Source organism: Leptospira meyeri, from assembly GCF_004368965.1.
Lineage (GTDB): Bacteria > Spirochaetota > Leptospiria > Leptospirales > Leptospiraceae > Leptospira_A > Leptospira_A meyeri.
In genome coordinates this window covers 524,709-542,365 of the sequence record NZ_SORO01000001.1, presented here as the reverse complement: position 1 = coordinate 542,365, position 17,657 = coordinate 524,709, and the positions used below count along the sequence as shown (strand labels likewise).

At 38.9% G+C, this 17,657-nt stretch carries 15 protein-coding genes and 1 tRNA gene; 9 read left to right on the top strand and 7 right to left on the bottom strand.

Going from position 1 to position 17,657, the window contains the following annotated elements; translation table 11 throughout:
* Positions 1–154: 154 nt before the first annotated feature.
* A tRNA-Asn gene (locus CLV96_RS02545) sits at positions 155–230 on the top strand.
* A gap of 20 nt (positions 231–250) precedes the next feature.
* Positions 251–1,006, top strand: coding sequence for a L,D-transpeptidase family protein (locus CLV96_RS02540; RefSeq protein ID WP_004788659.1), 756 nt, complete (start codon positions 251–253; stop codon positions 1,004–1,006).
* A gap of 214 nt (positions 1,007–1,220) precedes the next feature.
* Here the strand turns inward: CLV96_RS02540 and CLV96_RS02535 are convergent, their stop codons facing one another.
* Positions 1,221–2,687: a flavin-containing monooxygenase gene (locus CLV96_RS02535; protein ID WP_004788715.1), complete on the bottom strand. Its 1,467-nt coding sequence runs from the start codon at positions 2,685–2,687 to the stop codon at positions 1,221–1,223.
* 370 nt (positions 2,688–3,057) lie between these two features.
* Between CLV96_RS02535 and CLV96_RS02530 the strand changes: the two genes are divergently transcribed.
* From CLV96_RS02530 to CLV96_RS02520, 3 genes are all read left to right on the top strand, one after another.
* Positions 3,058–3,387, top strand: coding sequence for an ArsR/SmtB family transcription factor (locus CLV96_RS02530; protein ID WP_004788513.1), 330 nt, complete (start codon positions 3,058–3,060; stop codon positions 3,385–3,387).
* Positions 3,374–3,856 (top strand): SRPBCC family protein, encoded by a 483-nt coding sequence (locus CLV96_RS02525; RefSeq protein ID WP_004788447.1) that lies wholly within the window; start codon positions 3,374–3,376, stop codon positions 3,854–3,856. Before CLV96_RS02530 ends, CLV96_RS02525 begins: the two co-directional genes overlap by 14 nt.
* Before the next feature lie 648 nt (positions 3,857–4,504).
* Complete coding sequence (locus tag CLV96_RS02520; RefSeq protein ID WP_040917761.1) at positions 4,505–5,584, top strand: NHL repeat-containing protein; 1,080 nt, start codon at positions 4,505–4,507, stop codon at positions 5,582–5,584.
* Between the two features lie 280 nt (positions 5,585–5,864).
* Here the strand turns inward: CLV96_RS02520 and CLV96_RS02515 are convergent, their stop codons facing one another.
* The gene (locus tag CLV96_RS02515; protein WP_004788755.1) at positions 5,865–6,452 is read right to left on the bottom strand and encodes a hypothetical protein; all 588 of its coding nucleotides are present in this window, start codon (positions 6,450–6,452) and stop codon (positions 5,865–5,867) included.
* Between the two features lie 213 nt (positions 6,453–6,665).
* Between CLV96_RS02515 and CLV96_RS02510 the strand changes: the two genes are divergently transcribed.
* Positions 6,666–7,049 (top strand): DoxX family membrane protein, encoded by a 384-nt coding sequence (locus CLV96_RS02510; RefSeq protein WP_004788600.1) that lies wholly within the window; start codon positions 6,666–6,668, stop codon positions 7,047–7,049.
* An 86-nt stretch (positions 7,050–7,135) separates the two neighbouring features.
* Here the strand turns inward: CLV96_RS02510 and CLV96_RS02505 are convergent, their stop codons facing one another.
* Both CLV96_RS02505 and CLV96_RS02500 read right to left on the bottom strand, forming a co-directional pair.
* Positions 7,136–9,304 carry a SulP family inorganic anion transporter gene (locus CLV96_RS02505; protein WP_134151841.1) on the bottom strand — a complete coding sequence of 723 codons (2,169 nt, stop codon included), beginning with the start codon at positions 9,302–9,304 and terminating at the stop codon, positions 7,136–7,138.
* 106 nt (positions 9,305–9,410) lie between these two features.
* On the bottom strand, positions 9,411–9,950 hold the full coding sequence (locus CLV96_RS02500) for a hypothetical protein (protein ID WP_243836392.1): 540 nt from the start codon (positions 9,948–9,950) through the stop codon (positions 9,411–9,413).
* Between the two features lie 164 nt (positions 9,951–10,114).
* Here CLV96_RS02500 and CLV96_RS02495 point away from each other — a divergent pair, with 164 nt between their 5' ends.
* From CLV96_RS02495 to CLV96_RS02485, 3 genes are read left to right on the top strand one after another with little or no spacing between them, the layout of a single operon-like run.
* Positions 10,115–10,804, top strand: coding sequence for a succinate dehydrogenase cytochrome b subunit (locus CLV96_RS02495; protein WP_035983703.1), 690 nt, complete (start codon positions 10,115–10,117; stop codon positions 10,802–10,804).
* 18 nt (positions 10,805–10,822) lie between these two features.
* Complete coding sequence (locus tag CLV96_RS02490; protein WP_004788832.1) at positions 10,823–12,748, top strand: fumarate reductase/succinate dehydrogenase flavoprotein subunit; 1,926 nt, start codon at positions 10,823–10,825, stop codon at positions 12,746–12,748.
* An 8-nt stretch (positions 12,749–12,756) separates the two neighbouring features.
* Positions 12,757–13,488, top strand: coding sequence for a succinate dehydrogenase/fumarate reductase iron-sulfur subunit (locus CLV96_RS02485; RefSeq protein ID WP_035983836.1), 732 nt, complete (start codon positions 12,757–12,759; stop codon positions 13,486–13,488).
* Positions 13,489–13,621: 133 nt separating this feature from the next.
* On the opposite strand, the gene CLV96_RS02480 is transcribed toward CLV96_RS02485, so the two are convergent.
* The 3 genes from CLV96_RS02480 to lepA all read right to left on the bottom strand — a co-directional run bounded on the left by CLV96_RS02480 (position 13,622) and on the right by lepA (position 17,641).
* Positions 13,622–14,575: a glycosyltransferase family 2 protein gene (locus tag CLV96_RS02480; RefSeq protein WP_004789012.1), complete on the bottom strand. Its 954-nt coding sequence runs from the start codon at positions 14,573–14,575 to the stop codon at positions 13,622–13,624.
* Positions 14,572–15,714 (bottom strand): hypothetical protein, encoded by a 1,143-nt coding sequence (locus tag CLV96_RS02475; protein WP_004788328.1) that lies wholly within the window; start codon positions 15,712–15,714, stop codon positions 14,572–14,574. Before CLV96_RS02475 ends, CLV96_RS02480 begins: the two co-directional genes overlap by 4 nt.
* A gap of 121 nt (positions 15,715–15,835) precedes the next feature.
* Entirely contained in the window at positions 15,836–17,641 is a 1,806-nt protein-coding gene (gene lepA / locus CLV96_RS02470) for a translation elongation factor 4 (RefSeq protein WP_004788345.1), read from the bottom strand.
* Between the last annotated feature and the right edge of the window lie 16 nt (positions 17,642–17,657).

Sequence of the window (17,657 nt, the reverse complement as noted above, 5' to 3'; positions counted from 1 at the left end):
TGTCACAATGAAGGTATCTTTAGTTGGAAACATCCATTTTTTAAGCTTAGGTCCCCTGAATTTTTAGAAAATTTTCAAAATTTCCTTTGGCTCTTAATCTTTTTTTTCGTTGACCTAGCGACCTTCCTACGTAGCATGGTCACAGATTCGAGATTCCCCTTTAGCTCAGTCGGTAGAGCAAATGACTGTTAATCATTGGGTCGCTGGTTCGAGCCCAGCAGGGGGAGCCATTCGAGTCATCTTAAGAGTTTTGAAATCCATCGACTCTCTGAAATCCATCGACTCTCTGAAATCCCTAGCATTCTGGCTCCATCTTCTCGGTTTCTCCCTAAAATCCAAGCAATTTCAATGCCAGAAAATCAAATATATCACTGTTCTCTTTTGTTTTCTTTATTTTTCTGGCCTCCTTCCACTTTCCGGCAAAGGAAATTCCAAGCGAGATTTTCCTCTCCTGGACTCAGAACAGATCCTTTTCATAACCGCAAAGCCTGGTGAAACCTATGGATTTTTAGATTTTTACACCTTAACTGAAGGGGAATGGGCCCCAGTCTTTGAAAAAATACCTGTGCGTCTTGGGCGAAATGGGCTCATCAGAGAAGAGGAAAAAAGAGAAGGGGATGGACACACTCCAGCAGGGATTTTTCCTCTCCAAAGGATTGTTGGCAAAAAAAAGCGAGAAATTCGAAATTTAGAATACAATGAAATTCGAAAGAATTCTCATTGGAGTGATTCTCCCATTTCTAAAAATTACAACCAAATGATTCCCTATCCTGAGAAAGGGGCAGTTTCTCTTTGGGATCCTTATATTTATGAATTATTTTTTGTCATTGAACACAATACAAAACCAGCTCTACCTGGGTTTGGGAGTATGATTTTTTTACATCCATGGAATGAGGACAAACCCACATCTGGTTGTGTGGGAGTTTCTAAAGAAATTTTAGATACCATCATTTCTAAGTTAGATGGCAATAAACATCCAAGTTTTTTCATTCAAATTCTGGATTAAACAAAGAACCCGATCGCAGTGGAAATCCTTTGCGAATGCAAAGATTGGAACGGAGAGCGGGATCGCATATTCTTTCAAATTTTGTGATTGGATGGAATCGCGAGGCACAAGAGAAAAAATATCGAATTTTTAGTATGAGATTGATTAATTTTGCAAAAAGACCGGCATTGATTTGCAATACCGGCAAAAATGTTGTTTAGGATTTTAAAAAAAGTTAAAAGGATTGCAAAACAAAGTCTTTGTACTCAGGAGTTTTCATTTCCTTTTCCCAACGACTCCAGGTATAAGGCCACATGGCAGGGTCACCATCTGGATCCAAATACCAACTTTGACAACCACCGAGCCAAACTGTATTCTTCATTCCAGCTTTGAGGTAAGCGGCAAATTGTTTTAAGGCATCTTCTGTGGTCTCAATGGAATCAAATTTCTTTTTTCTCCAATCTTGGATGATCTTCATCAGATATTTGGTTTGCACTTCACTCATCGCAATGACAGAGAAATTTCCAATGGGTGTATTGGGTCCTAACATCAATACAAAATTAGGGAAGTGAGGAATGAAGAGAGACCGATAGGCTTGGACTTTCTTTTTCCAAACAGTTTCAATTGAAATGCCATCTTTCCCTGTTAAATTCATTGGTCTCATGAAGTTGAATGGATGAAATCCTGTCGCTAGAATCAAAACATCCAGTTCATGGAGTTTTCCATCTTTTGTGATCACCCCTTTTTCTGTGATTTTTTCAATCCCTTCTGTCACCAAATCGGCATTTGGTTTTTGAATTGCATCATAGAAGGTAGAATTTACAATCACACGTTTGCAACCTACTCGATAGTTAGGCGTTAGTTTTTTTCGTAATACAGGATCTTTTACAGAATTCTTGAGATTCCGTTTACAAAGAAAACTCATTAGCATATGAGGGAGTTTTTTACCTATGACAGCTTTAGAAAACGTTTGTTCTACGGCAAAGGTATACCATTTATGAAATCGTTTCAGAATGTTGCGGTCTTTTCTCCAACGTTCTTTATCCTTTTCTGTATAATTGGCATCGGGAACACGAACAATCCACTGTGGAGTTCTTTGGAAAACGGAAACTTTTTTTCCCACTTTCATAATTTCTGGAATCACTTGAGCGGCGGTCGAACCTGTTCCAATGATCCCAATTCGTTTTCCATCCAAACTAACGGAATGATCCCACTCAGCCGTATGAAAACATTTTCCTTGGAAGGAATCTAATCCTGGAATGTTCGGGCGAGCTGGGTGGTGTAAAATCCCTGTTGCCGAAATGAGAAAATCGGATACATAAGTTTTTCCCTGATTTGTTTTGGTGGTCCACTTTCCATTTTGATAGGATGCTTCTGAAACGGCTTCATTGAAATGGATTTTGGGTGTGACTTTGTATTTTTCACTGACTCGTTTGAAGTAGGCTTGGATTTCGTCGCCGTGGGCAAAACGGTGACTCCATTCCGGATTGGGTTCAAAACTGTAAGTATACATATGAGCTGGGATGTCACAAGCAACACCGGGATAGGTGTTTTCTCTCCAAGTTCCTCCTAGGTCGTTTTTTTTCTCTAATATGGTAACGTCTGTGATCCCTGCTTTTTCTAGTTCAATCGCAAGTAAGATGCCGGTCATTCCTGCACCGATCACCACAACAGATGGATTTCTAAGAAGTGATGTTGTCATTTAATTTCCTCATTTGATATTTTCCGATCTATGGTCTGTTATGAGAACACGGTTCTGTAGTTCACAACTGAAAGAAAATGACATCGGATTATAGAACGTTTGCAATAAAAAAAACATAAATATCATAAAAAAGGTAAAGTTGATTTTAAATTGGAATTATACTGATTCTTAAAATTTTCAATTGAACAAAGTTGCTATTGGTTCAGATATGATCCGGAAAACGTTTGTTAGGTTATTATTCGAATGGACTTTGAAGGCAAACGTGGATAAAATCAATCATCAAAAAGGAATGAATATCAGATTTAAAATTGTTTGTTATTTTTTTAATTAAGTATTGACTTAATTAAGTGAATTCTTAATTAATATCCTTATGAACGCTTTTGCAGTTTTGGCGGATGAGACAAGAAGGGATATTGTGCGACTTGTAGCCAAAAATGGAGAACTCACCTCTTCAGAGATTAGTCAAAATTTTCAAATAAGTCCTCCTGCTGTCTCACAACATCTAAAATTACTGAAAGATGCAAAAATCCTTCATGTAAAAAAGGAAGCTCAGAAACGTATTTATAGCTTAAACCAACAAGGAATGAAGGAAATGGAAGATTGGATTTTAGAGGTTAAGAATCTTTGGACGAAGCGTTTGGATAAGTTAGATCGTTATGTAATAAAATTAAAAATGGAGAGAGCAAATGATAAAAAATAACTTAGAAACAATAGTTGAAGAAAACAAGGTTACTTATAAAAAATATTTCGATGTGTCAGTTGATCTTCTTTTTGAGGTTTGGTCGACACCGGAACATTTAACAGAATGGTGGGGTCCAGATGGATTTACATTAACAATCAAAAGATTAGATTTTTCTAATGGTGGGATTTGGGAATTTATTATGCATGGACCAGATGGACATGATTATAAAAATAAAATTCAATTTATTGATATTAATAAACCAAATTCAATTACTTACAAACATATCGGTGATGGAGAAGGGGACGAAGATGTAGACTTCCAATCACGAATCGTCTTTGAGAGAGAAGGGCAAGGAACCAATCTCATTATGGAACAACTATTCTCAAGCAAAGCAGAATTAGAGCGTGTGAATGAAAAGTATGGAGCCATTGAAGGTGGGAAACAACACTTGGAAAATCTTGCAAATTATTTGGAGAAGATTAAATAACGATGGAATGATACATCGTTTATTTTCCTTTTATCAAATTGGTTGAACATAAACAAAGAATTTTCTTTTCCAATCCTTGCTTGATGGTTTTCAAAAACAAGGATTGGGGGAGATGCCCTATTTGTCTATTCCCACCTTCCTCCAATGAATACAACCTACACTTAAGCATAGTCAATGATGTCTTATACAAGTGAATAGTGCCACGGTATTCGATCATTGGAATTTGCGCTTAATGTTAGTTAAATTTTTATTTCTCCGCGCCAAGTTTTTAATCGACTTTACAGAGTTAAAGTTCTAAACTACCTAAAATATTACAATTCTTAGGGAAATTCCTAGGGTATGGTGTGATTGGTACCAGGTTTTTCCTGAAACCAGCCCACCGCTTTTGTGGCATTCATGGAGTATAAAAAATCGAGTATGTTTCCGAAATCGAGAACATTCTTTTGCATTAGTACCTTGCTAGTCTTTTTTAGTTCGAGCAAGTGTTCTGGTAATGAATGGGGAAATCCTTGTGACCCCAAAGGCAAAACTTATTGGGAAACCCTACTACTGATTGGGAGTATCGGAAAAAGTGCGCCAAATTGCGGATTTCAGATTTCATCCACGAGAGGCTTGGTTAACTTCTCTAATTTCCAGAATGCGGACATCGTGATTGGTCAGCCAGATTTTGTAACGAAAACTTTAGCTCCTGTGTCGGGAGCAAGTTTGAACCAACCGGGGCCAGTAACCGTCAGTGGTAATAAATTATATATATCGGATTCAAGAAATCATCGTATTCTAGGATATCTACAAATTCCTAATATGAATGGTGTCGCTGCCGATTTTGTGATCGGCCAACTTGATTTTGTTTCTTCTAGTTTGGCAAACCCTCCAACTGCCAACTCTTATTCTTCTTTATGGAGCATAGCATCTTCTAGTAATCGACTATTTGTATCTGACACAGTGAACAACAGGCAATTGATTTATAACACCTTACCCACGTCAAATGTAGCTGCTGATGTTGTATTAGGAGTTTCCAATTTTACTACAGCCGGTCCTGGAACCTGCTCTAACGTGGATTTGTCTTCAAGTGAGGGAGTTTCGACAGCCAATGGTAAATTATTCGTCGCTGATGAAGGCCATCACCGTGTTTTGATTTGGAATACAATTCCTACTTCGAATTATACTCCACCTGACATTGTTTTAGGCCAAGCTGATTTCAATTCCTGTAATTCAAACCGAGGAGGTCCTACGCCAACGGCAAGTTCTCTAGCAACTCCCGGAGGGGTTTGGTCTGATGGCACTCGGTTGTTTGTTGCGGATTCATCGAATGGAAGGGTGTTGGTCTGGAATACAATACCAACGACGAACGGACAACCTGCGGATCTTGTTTTGGGTCAGGCCAACATGGAGAGTAATGTCTCGGCAACCACTGCTAGTGGATTTTCTGTAGGAGGCGTTTATAATCTATTTTCTAACGGGGTGCAGTTATTCATTGGCGATGGATACAACAACCGGGTTTTAATCTGGGATTCGATGCCAACTGTAAATGGACAACCAGCAGACAAAGTATTGGGACAAAGTAATTTTACAAATAATATGTCAAATGACGATGGGCAGACAGGAGTTACTGGACTTAACCCAACCGCTAGAACACTTTCTTATCCATACGGAGTCTACTTGTCAGGAAAACAATTGTTCGTAAGTGATTTTGATAACAATCGAGTTCTTATATTCAATGGGAAATAATTCCCATTTTACCAATCGTTTATCTCCGCTGATTTTTGAGAAACGCTAAGGACGGAGGACGGATCATTATTTTGATTTCAGATACTATCTATTTTGAAGCAATATGCAACTTCCCATAATTAGTATTATGTCGCATTACGGGAGCGGTGTTTTGTATGGAAAGGCACATCGGTAACACATTAGATCACTCACATGGGTTACACTTAATTGAATCTTGTAATGCAACTCAAACGAGATGGTCAACTCTAGTGCGAAAATCTTTTTTGTTAAAGACTGAATCTCATCGTTGAAAAATATTTTGGGTCTGGAAAAAAGAGGAAAAATCTTTCATTGAAACGATCTTCCTTAAGCCTTCTTCAATTGCAGACTGAATGCTCGTTGCAATTTTGTCTTTTGACTCAGTGTCTTCGGCACTAAAAGGAATGGTTCTGGATATGATTTGTCCAGAATGTCCCAAGATGCGTTGTTGTTCTCCTTGTGGACTCACCACTAAAAATTCCACGATGGAGGCGAAAGTTGCCTGACGGAATTTGGTGGTCCCTTCTTCAAACTCCAGAGACCGATCCACTTGTACCTTTTTCAATACGATCACTCCGGGTTCAGGAGGTTCATTGGATTTTAGAGGAGACAAAGAACTGACGGAGAAATAACGAGGACTTGTGTTTGATAGTGATTGGAGTGCAAATTGTCCGATCGAAATTTCCTGTGATGGGCCAACTTTTAAAACTTTTGTTTCCAGTTCCTGCGCATATTGGAGTCGTAGCGATTTTTCTGATTGATCCGTTTGAGGAAAATCTGTACGTGAAGTCGCTACACAATGAGCCAACAAACAGATCATAGTTGAAGCAAGCCGAAATCCAAATTTCATAAGTTTGACCTACCAGTTAATGCCACCAAACAACGAGTTTATTGCAGATTCATCCTGAAAAAACACGGAAAGTTTTCTTTTATTTTGGTATTTGAAATTTAGAATCCTTTGAAAACATAGTGACTTTCTATTTGTTTTGTTCAGAATTCGGAAAACTAGGATGTTTTTTGGAAAGTCCTGGTTTGGAAATAAGAACATTCAAAGGAAAATGGTATGAAAATTGCTTATATAATTGTTAGGGTACTGCTTGGTGCATTATTCCTTTTTTCTTCCGTGGTAATTCTCTTTAATTTGGTCCAACAGCCAGAAACAACGGGAGATTTAAAAGTTTTTAATGATGGTATCAAAGCTTCTGGTTATTTAATGACCCTCATTAAGGTAACGGAGCTTATCTGTGCGATCGCTTTTTTATCAGGTCGATTTGTTCCGTTGGCTTCGATTGTCATTGCTCCCATAGTTGTGAACATTTTCTTTGTTCATATAATGATCGCCCCTGAAGGAATCCCTGTTGGGATTTTTGTTGTTGTTGCCAATGCGTTTATTGCTTACGTTAATCGGAATGCTTACAAACCACTATTTGTTCCCGTTTATAAATAAACAATAGACCACTTCCCAGACAATGTGATTGATTAGTTGTCTGGGATTTACTATATTATTTTAAGTTCAATTTTTTCCTTTTAAATTCATACGATAGATTCAAAAAACTGCACTTCACCTGAAGATGTATCATAAAATCCAGAGACAATTTTAATTTCTTTGGAATTCACTTTTCCTAATAAAAATGGGCTTTTAGTTAAAATCTCTTGGATGGAATTTTTTACATTTGCTTTTACGACATGATTGAAAATATGTTCGTTTTCTTTTTGGATGGGGTGGATGATTTTTTCAGACTCATCAATGGCTTTTTGGATTTTGTTTGTGATGCTTGCAATGTTTCCTTCTCGAAGCGCATAAAGAGCACTCGAAACTGCCCCACAATTAGAATGACCAAGAACAACAATTAGTTTTGTCCCAATCTTGTCGCAGGACAACTCTAAACTTCCAAGTATTTCTTCGTTAACGATATTACCTGCAATTCGAATCGAAATGATATCACCGAGACCTGCGTCAAAAATAATTTCGGGACTTGTTCTGGAATCAATACAAGATAAAACTACAGCAATGGGATTTTGTCCAAAGGCCGTGGCATTCACTTGGTGTTTGAAGTATTTTTCTGACCATTTCCCTTTTACAAACCTTTCGTTTCCTCGTTTCAAAAAATCCAAAATTTCATCAGGAGTTAATTTCTGTTGTGCTTCTTTATCTAAAATATTCACAAACTGAACTTGATCACTCAGTTCGTAGGAGTCTTTTAACCCAATCAGATTCAGTTGGATCTTTTTCTCTACAGAAACGACCGTTTTGAACTCTTCCAAAACTTCTAAGATATCATGATCGATAAAATTACAGTTAGATGCATCTACTATCAATTTAGAATTTTCTGGCAAGGCCCAAAGTGTATCTTTAATGGAAGCTTTGTTCAGAAAAGAAACTTGGTTTGGAAGTTCAATTCTAATGGTTTCACCAATATTAAGAGTTTCGGTTTCAACTGAAAATGGATTTTTGTAATTGTTTTTGAGAATAAATATAAAACTTATGGAAAGCCCAATTAATACACCAGTTAGAAGGTCGGTAAAGATGATTGCTATAATAGTAGCTATGAATGGGAGGAATTGGTAAATTCCTTTGTTGTAAATTGATCTGTATAAATTTAAGTTTGTTAGTTTAAAGCCCGTGACAATTAAAATCACAGCTAATGAGGATAGTGGAATTAGGTTTAAAAAAGATCCAAAAAAAACAACACTAATGGATAAAAGTATACCGTGGAATATTGTTGATAGTTTTGATTCTGCTCCTGCATATATATTCACTGAACTTCTAACGATCACAGAAGTTATTGGTAGGCCACCAATCAAACCAGAGAGTGAGTTCCCCACTCCTTGAGCCACAAGTTCTCTGTTTGGTGAGGCCAACCTTTTATGTGGGTCAATCCTTTCAACTGCATCTAAATTAAGTAAAGTTTCAAGAGTGGCAAAAGCTGCGATCGTAAAAGCAAAATACCAAACTTTGGTATCCGTGATGGCAGAAAAATTGGGAAAGAAAAAAACTGATTCCCAATTTTTGATATTCGGTATTGAAACTAAATGTTTTTCAGAAAGATAAAGTCCAGGGAAGTAGATTTGAAAAATACCATTTAGAAATACTCCCAAAAGAATGACAAGGACGGGTGAAGGTAAAAACTGTAACGGTTTCCATTTCGCCTTTTCGTAAGTAAAGATAACCGCCAGAGAAGAGACGGCAATGATAACGGCTCCCCAAGAAAAAAAATTGATGATATTAAAAAGTTCAGAAAATGTGTTTTCCCCATCTTTTTGAAAAAAGATAAAGTCTTCTTCTGGGTCGACATCGAATCCGACAGCATGAGGAATTTGTTTTAAGATGAGGATGATTCCGATAGATGCGAGTAAACCTTGGATCACATTTGACGGGATGTAATTTGCAATGAATCCACCTCTTAAAAAACCAATGGTGATTTGAATCAATCCGGCAAGAAAAACAGCGAGAAGAAAGGTATGATAATCACCTAGGCTTGCAATCGCTGCCAACACCAAAGTAACAAGCCCTGCTGCTGGACCACTCACACTTGTGTTCGAGTGACTGAGGATACCAACAATCACTCCGCCAATTACACCAGAAATGACCCCGGAAAGCAAAGGGGCTCCGCTTGCTAATGCAACACCCAAACAAAGTGGGAGTGCAACTAAGAATACAACTAAGCCTGAAGGGAGATCATTTTTGATTTTTGAAAACATAACGGTCTGGGAATATTAAAATTTTATGAATTGGATGTCAACACCATTGGATTCTTTTCTGTTTTTAATTTCAGCCTAATTTTTTTCACAATAAAATGACTAAAAATTATAACCAAACAGTAACGTCATCTAAGTCCTCTTCGCTGATGACATGTCGTATCTGATCTTCAGTGGTAAATGAAATAGATTGAATTTGGATCGATGACCAAAGATTAGTATAAACATAAGGTCCTACATGGCATTTGAGAATCACATTTGGTTGGATTTTTTTTTCAATCGAACAGATTAACTCTGGAGTTTTTTTGTCTTCAGGAATTAAAATTTGTTTCTGTGTGTCGAGAGCAAAAAATAAAATCTGAAATTTTGAAATACTAATATTTGTTAGGTTTTCTGTTTTAACAAACAACTGTAATTCTTTCATATTAATCTTGTGACGTGGACGAATGGTGACAAGGATGGGCAAACCTACTTCACGTAAATACGCCCTTCTATTTTCAGGAAAGTTCCCACTGGGTTTGGAACATTGAATCGAAAGGAAGAAAAAACAAAAAAAAATGAGCCTATTGGACCAGGAATGATGAATCTGATTGTTCCCTTTTTGTTCTCTTCGCAAGATTTTGCTACAATCAATGATCTTGGGGCGCAACTCAACCCCTTTTCAAACATAACTTTTTCCCAATTCTTATTGAGAAACAAACTCAAATTCGCAAGTTTCTTTCGGTGAAGATTTATGAATTTACGGGAAGTGGAATCTGTCTGAAATTGGACGTAATAGAAAAATTTACACCTACACTCTACAGGAGCTCTTCAATGACGTTGAGTCTAGACTTCTTTCGATCCTCAATTGGAAAGAAGATCATAATGGCCATTACCGGATTTATCTGGTTTGGGTTCGTGATCCTTCACATGGTCGGAAACCTTCAAGTTTTCCAAGGACCAGAAAAATTAAACACCTACGCAAAGTTTCTCAAAGATTTAGGACCCCTATTGTGGGTAGCAAGGATCGGACTGATTGTGGCCTTTTTTGGTCACGTGTGTACGGCCATCCTTCTAAAAATTGAAAACTCTAAAGCAAGGCCAGTGTCTTACGCAAAGGGTTCTACCATCCAAGCTTCAGTTGCCTCTCGTACGATGGCATATAGTGGACTCCTTTTACTCACGTTCCTTGTATACCACTTGGCACATTTTACTTTAGGGATCACGAATCCGGAACACTACACTTACGAATACATCCTCAAAAATGGCGATGTAGTACATGATGTATATGCAATGGTGATTCTTGGGTTTCAAGATCCCATCATTTCCGGAACTTATATCGTTTTTATGGTTTTCCTTGCTCTTCATTTTTCTCATGCATTGGGATCTATGTTACAAACACTGGGAATCCTCGCACCAAAACACAACCCAAGCATTCAGAAAATTTCCACAGGACTTGGTCTTATTGTCTTCCTTGGAAATTGTTCCATGCCAATCTCGATTTTACTCGGGTACATTCGTTAAGGGTTTTTAGGAGAAGTTATGAAATTAGATGCAAAAATTCCGTCGGGTCCATTAGAACAAAAATGGGACAAACACAAACAAGACATCAAACTTGTAAACCCGGCAAACAAACGTAAGTATAAGGTCATCATTGTAGGAACTGGTCTTGCGGGAGCTTCTGCTGCTGCTACACTCTCTGAACTTGGATACCAAGTTTCAGTTTTTTGTTTCCAAGACAGTCCTAGACGAGCCCACTCCATTGCTGCCCAAGGTGGGATCAACGCTGCAAAAAATTATCAAAACGATGGCGACTCCGTTTACAGGTTGTTTTACGACACAATCAAAGGTGGGGATTTTCGGGCTCGTGAAGCAAACGTTTACCGTTTAGCTCATGAATCTACAAATATCATTGACCAGTGTGTAGCGCAAGGTGTTCCTTTTGCTCGTGAGTATGGTGGAACCCTTTCCAACCGGTCTTTTGGTGGAGCACAAGTTTCTCGAACTTTTTACGCCAAAGGACAAACTGGACAACAGTTGTTACTCGGTGCTTACTCGGCTTTAGAAAAACAAATCTCTCGTGGTGCCGTAAAAATGTATCCAAGAACAGAGATGTTAGAACTCGTTCTTGTGGATGGTCATGCAAAAGGGATCGTCGTTCGTGATCTAGTCACTGGAGAAATTTCTTCTCATGCAGGGGATGCTGTGATTCTCGCATCAGGTGGATACGGAAACGTATTTTATCTTTCCACCAACGCAAAAGGATCGAACGTAACTGCTACTTATCGTGCCTACAAAAAAGGTGCTGGATTTGCAAACCCTTGTTATACGCAAATTCACCCCACTTGTATCCCACAAGCTGGAGATTACCAATCAAAACTAACTCTAATGTCTGAATCTCTCCGTAACGACGGACGGGTTTGGGTTCCAAAGAAAAAAGATGATCTTCGTGCTCCTCATGAAATTCCAGAAGACGAAAGAGATTATTACCTCGAAAGAAAATACCCATCTTACGGAAACTTAGCACCTCGTGACATTTCATCACGTTCTGCAAAAGAAGCTTGTGACAATGGGCTTGGAGTTGGTCCTAAAGTTGGTGACAAACGACTTGGTGTTTACCTAGACTTTTCTGATTCCATCAAACGATTGGGAGAACCAGTAGTGGCTGACCGCTATGACAACCTCTTCCAGATGTATGAACGCATCACTGGAGAAAACCCTTACAAGGTTCCAATGCGTATATACCCTGCAGTCCACTATACAATGGGTGGTCTTTGGGTGGATTACAACCTTATGTCCAATGTCCCAGGTCTTCACGTTTTGGGTGAAGCAAACTTCTCTGACCACGGTGCAAACCGACTCGGAGCTTCTGCTCTGATGCAAGGTCTTGCCGACGGATACTTTGTGATTCCTTATACAATTGGTGATTACTTTGCAAAGGAAGGTCATAAAAATATCTCTACTGATAGACCAGAGTTCAAAGAAGCAGAAGCCCGAGTTCGTGAGATGACAAATAAATTGTTATCTATCAACGGTAAAAAGACTCCAGACGATTTCCATAGAGCCCTTGGTAAGATCATGTGGGATCAGTGTGGTATGGCTCGTAACGAAAAAGGTCTCAAAGATGCCTTGAAAAAAATTCCTGAACTTAGAGAGGAATTTTGGAATAACGTAAAAGTTGCCGGATCTGGATCGGAGCTCAACCAAGAGTTGGAAAAAGCCGGTCGCGTTGCCGATTACTTAGAGTTTGGTGAACTGCTCTGTTTAGATGCACTAACAAGAGAAGAATCTTGTGGTGGTCATTTCCGAGAGGAACACCAAACTGAAGATGGTGAAGCAAAACGTAATGACGATAAATTCTGTCACGTAACGGCTTGGGAGTATAAAGGTGAAGGAAAAACTCCTGTAGAACACCGCGAAAAACTCGAGTACGAAAACATCCACCTAGCCGTAAGGAGCTACAAATAATGGATACAATGAAGTTACACCTTAAAGTTTGGCGACAAAAAAATAAAAACGATAAAGGTCGTATGGTGAGTTATGAAGCGAACAACATCAGCGAACATATGTCTTTCCTTGAAATGTTGGATGTTGTTAACGATGACCTAATCAAAAAAGGTGATGAACCGATTGCCTTTGACCATGACTGCCGCGAAGGTATTTGTGGGGCCTGTTCGATGGTGATCAACGGCGTTCCGCATGGTCCAGAAAAAGGAACTACTACTTGCCAATTGCACATGCGTAAGTTCAAAGATGGTGATACAATTTTTATCGAACCGTGGCGAGCAAAGGCTTTTCCTGTAGTAAAAGATCTATTGGTAGATCGTTCTGCCTTTGATCGTATCATCCAAGCGGGTGGTTATGTATCCATCAATACGGGTGGGGCGCCAGATGGAAATGCACTACCAATTCCAAAAGTAGATGCTGATCTTGCGATGGATGCAGCTACTTGTATTGGATGTGGTGCTTGTGTGGCTGCTTGTAAAAATGCATCAGCAATGCTCTTTGTTTCTGCAAAAGTATCTCACTTAGCCCTCCTTCCACAAGGTGCAGTTGAAAAGAAAGAACGAGTTCGTAAAATGGTAAGCGCAATGGACAAAGAAGGATTTGGAAATTGTACAAATCAATACGAATGTGAAGCAGCTTGTCCGAAAGAAATTTCGGTAAACTTTATCACACGTTTGAACAGAGAATTTATTTCTAGCTAAGTAAATAAACTTTAAATAGAAATCTCTGTATAAGGTTTGCTTCAAAATTCCTATTTTGTGGCAAACGATAAAAAAACCCGATTGGAAACAGTCGGGTTTTTTTGTTTTCTGGAGGGTTTTAAGTTCTTTCAGATCAAAATAGAGAATCAACTAACAACAGTTTTAAATTCTCTTTCGAAATTGGTTTTTTTGATACAAAATCGGAAAGTAAATTTTCGATCCATTCTGTATTCTTCCCTCGTTTGATTCGGCCTTGGAGGATGGTGTCCAGACGAGACTTGATGGCATATTGAAAAAGAGATTTTGTTAGTGGTTCTAACAAATCCCATTTTCCATTTTCATTCAATTCTTCTTTCGTCAAAAACAGTGAATACAATCGAAATCTCTCGAGTGCCTGATACTGGTTTGAGAGTTGGTCTTCATGACCACCGTAACGAACCATTAGATTTTCTTCGAGTAAACCTATGGGAAATCCAGATAAAAGGATCCGGTTCCACAAATCATAATCTTCGCATACGGATAGTTCGGTGCGAAATTCCCCTATTTGTGCCAATGTTGGCTTATGCGCCAAAAAACTGGAAGAGGTTACCATACAAAGTTCTAAGGATTCTTTTAAAAACCATCCAGAACGTTTTTGGTATTTGCCTTTGGGTTCCATTAAATTTCCTTTTTTGTTCCAAACCTCTTTGGTTTGAGAAAAGAAAAATTCTGGGTTTGATTTATGAAAATCCATTTGTTTGGAAAGTTTCTCTGGATACCATTCGTCATCGGAATCTAAAAATGCGATCCACTCCGCATTTGCTTTTTGAATTCCAAAGTTCCTTGCCCCACTCACTCCCCTATGTTCTATTTGGTGGACTTGGATGGATTTCTGATTTCTGCCAAAGGAAGAAAGATTTCCTTTCCAATTGGTGAGTTTTGAAAGTAGGTCTTTCCAGGTCTCATCGGTCGACCCATCATCCACAATATGGAGTTCCCAGTGGGGGTAAGTTTGTTTGATCACAGATGTGATAGCTCTATCCACAATGTTTTTACGATTAAAACTGGGAAGGATGATGGAAACGAGTGGTTTTTCCAAAGGATTCATTTCGATTCTTTTTCCAAAATCAAATCTAGATGTTGGATCTGCCCCCCTTGGTGGAGATAAAAAATAGGAGGTGGAAATGTTCCCATTGCAATAGACGGAGATAATTGCATTTCATATATTTCCCTGAGTAAGGGTTTCATCGTCATTCCACTATATATGGGTTCTAAGAGAATATCTGTATTTAGATAAAAATGGTAAATCCACTGTTTTGGGGACTTTGTTTGTTTTCCAAAGGATATCAAATTCTTGGCCTTATTCTTTTCTGATTCTACTTGAGATTTGTCTTTTCTCTCGGTTTCCAAAATCTGCTCATCTTTTGCGGCAATGGATCTAAGTCCTAATTGTTTTTGTAAATCTTCCCTTTTGGATATCCAGGTGTCCTTTTTTTCCCCTACCATCACTCCTTGGACAAGAATCGATGTTTCGTGAAAATAATCTAAGGCAGAAAGAAAGGTAGCACCAGAACCAATTTCCATTCGAAGAATGGCTTTGATTCTTTGATCTCTTTGTGAATTCGGATCCTTTTGACTGTAGGAGATATTTAGAGACTGAATTATTTTTGTCTCCACCTCCCGCCAGAAGGATCGAAGTCCAATGTTTTGTCCCGGATGGATTCCAAATTCAGGTAAAGATAAACCTCTGTAATTTTTTTTCTTTTCTAACCAAACCGCAAGAGCTTCTTTTCGATTCGCATAACATCTTAAAGTATGGGAATGCCCACGAACCAATCTTTCATTATACGACCGGAGCTCTGGATCTCGGGTATAAGCGATCGTATCCACGCAAAAACCACTTCTACGTAAAATATAAGTAAAACTGGCCAAATAGTTTCCATGAATGGCTCCCCAAAGAAGGACTTGGTGAATCCCATTCTTTTGCAAATCCAACACAATGCCCAGGGCTTTCCGCCATTTGGTTCCAAAACCGAAAGGGAGTAAGTCATCTCGAATGAAATAAAGACTAGGAATGGAACCATTTGCGGAAACTTTGTGGAGCAAAACTTCAGGATTTAGATGGGCTTTTGTTTCGTGGTCAGTATGAAATACTTCTAAGGTCGTAGGTGGAACTACGTCGATTTGGATCGGGAGGAGAGGAAAAGTTTTGGGCTGATTGGTAAAAACCAAAGGAAAAGATTCCATTTTTATACCACCTTGGTTTTTGAAGCTCTCGGGCTTTGTATGGCAGAAACAATAGAAAGTCTGGTTTTCATTTTGTACGAAGCGGGAACTAGGCACAAAATGATATGAATCTCCTTATCTTCTAGTCCCCTGTTTTGAGAATGGATAAGAAGGCTTCCTGTGGAATTTCTACGTTTCCAATTTGTTTCATCCGCTTTTTACCTTCTTTCTGTTTCTCAAGAAGTTTTTTCTTACGAGAAATATCCCCGCCGTAACACTTTGCCGTAACGTTTTTACGAAGAGCAGAAATACTTTCCCGAGCTACCACCTTCGAACCGATCGCAGCTTGCAAAGGAATCATAAATTGGTGACGAGGAATCAGGTCTTTCAATTTTTCGATGATGACTCGCCCACGTTCTTCCGCTTTAGATTTATGGACAATGGAAGAGAGTGCATCAACCGGCTCTCCATTCACAAGGATATCCATTCGAACCAGTTTGGAATCTCTATAACCTACTTCTTCATAATCCAAGGAAGCATAACCTTTGGTATAAGATTTGAGTTTATCATAGAATTCAAAAATAAGTTCAGCCAAAGGCAGTTCATACGTGAGTTGGAGTTTGTCTTTAGAAAGATAAACCGTATCCATATGGATCCCTCGTTTTTCTATCACAAGGGACATGATATTTCCCACATAGTTTTCGGGAGCAATGATGGTAGCTTTGACAAATGGTTCTTCCGACTTTCCAATTAAAATGGGATCAGGCCATTTGCTTGGGTTGTCCACTTCAATGACTTCATCTTTTGTGGTTGTGATTCGGAATTTTACAGACGGCGCTGTGGTGATAAGGGCTAAATTGAATTCCCTTTCTAATCTTTCTTGGACAATTTCCATATGAAGGAGTCCAAGGTAACCTACCCGAAATCCAAATCCTAATGCAGCGGAATTTTCTCTTTCAAAGGTAAGTGCCGAATCATTTAACTTAAGTTTTTCAATGGCGTCTACAAGAGCATCAAAGTCTTCTCCGTTAATGGGAAAAAGACCAGCGAACACCATTGGTTTTGCATCCTTAAATCCTTTCACATCTTCTGCGGTTTGTCTATTGGCATGGGTGATGGTATCTCCCGTTTTGGCATCTCCCATCTTTTTCATCCCAGCCACTACATACCCTACATCTCCGGCTTGTAACTCTTCACAAGCAACCATGGAGAGACGGTTGATCCCAACCTCAGTGACCGTAAACTGACGGCCAATGTTCATCATATGGATCATTTCGCCTTTACGAAGTTTGCCATCATACAAACGCACTTTAGCAACCACACCCATATAGGTGTCAAAGAAGGAATCATAAATCAGTGCTTTCAAAGGAGCATCCACATCCCCAACCGGCGGTGGAAGTAAATAACAAATTGCCTCTAGGACGTCTTGTACATTCAGACCTGTTTTTGCAGAAATGGGAATGGCTTCATCGGGATTGAGGCCGAGTGACTCTTCAATCATCAATTTACATTTATCAATATCTGCAGAAGGAAGATCGATTTTGTTAATAACGGGAATTATGCGAAGATCAAGGTCCATTGCCAAATATAAATTGGCCAAAGTTTGGGCTTCTACCCCCTGGCTTGCATCTACAATGAGTAAAACCCCTTCGCAGGCCGCAAGGGAACGAGACACTTCGTACGTAAAGTCAACGTGACCCGGAGTATCAATTAAATTGAGGTGATAAATATTTCCATCTTTGGCATGGTAATCAAAGGATGCATTGTTCGCCTTGATTGTGATCCCACGCTCTCTTTCAATGTCCATGGAATCGAGGATTTGGTCTTTTTTTGTCCTTTGGTCTGTGACAAGACCAATCTCAAGCAAACGATCCGCCAGAGTGGATTTTCCATGGTCGACATGGGCGATGATGGAAAAATTACGGGTGAATTTTTGGCGTTCGTTCACGGTTCCCTCTTCTTTT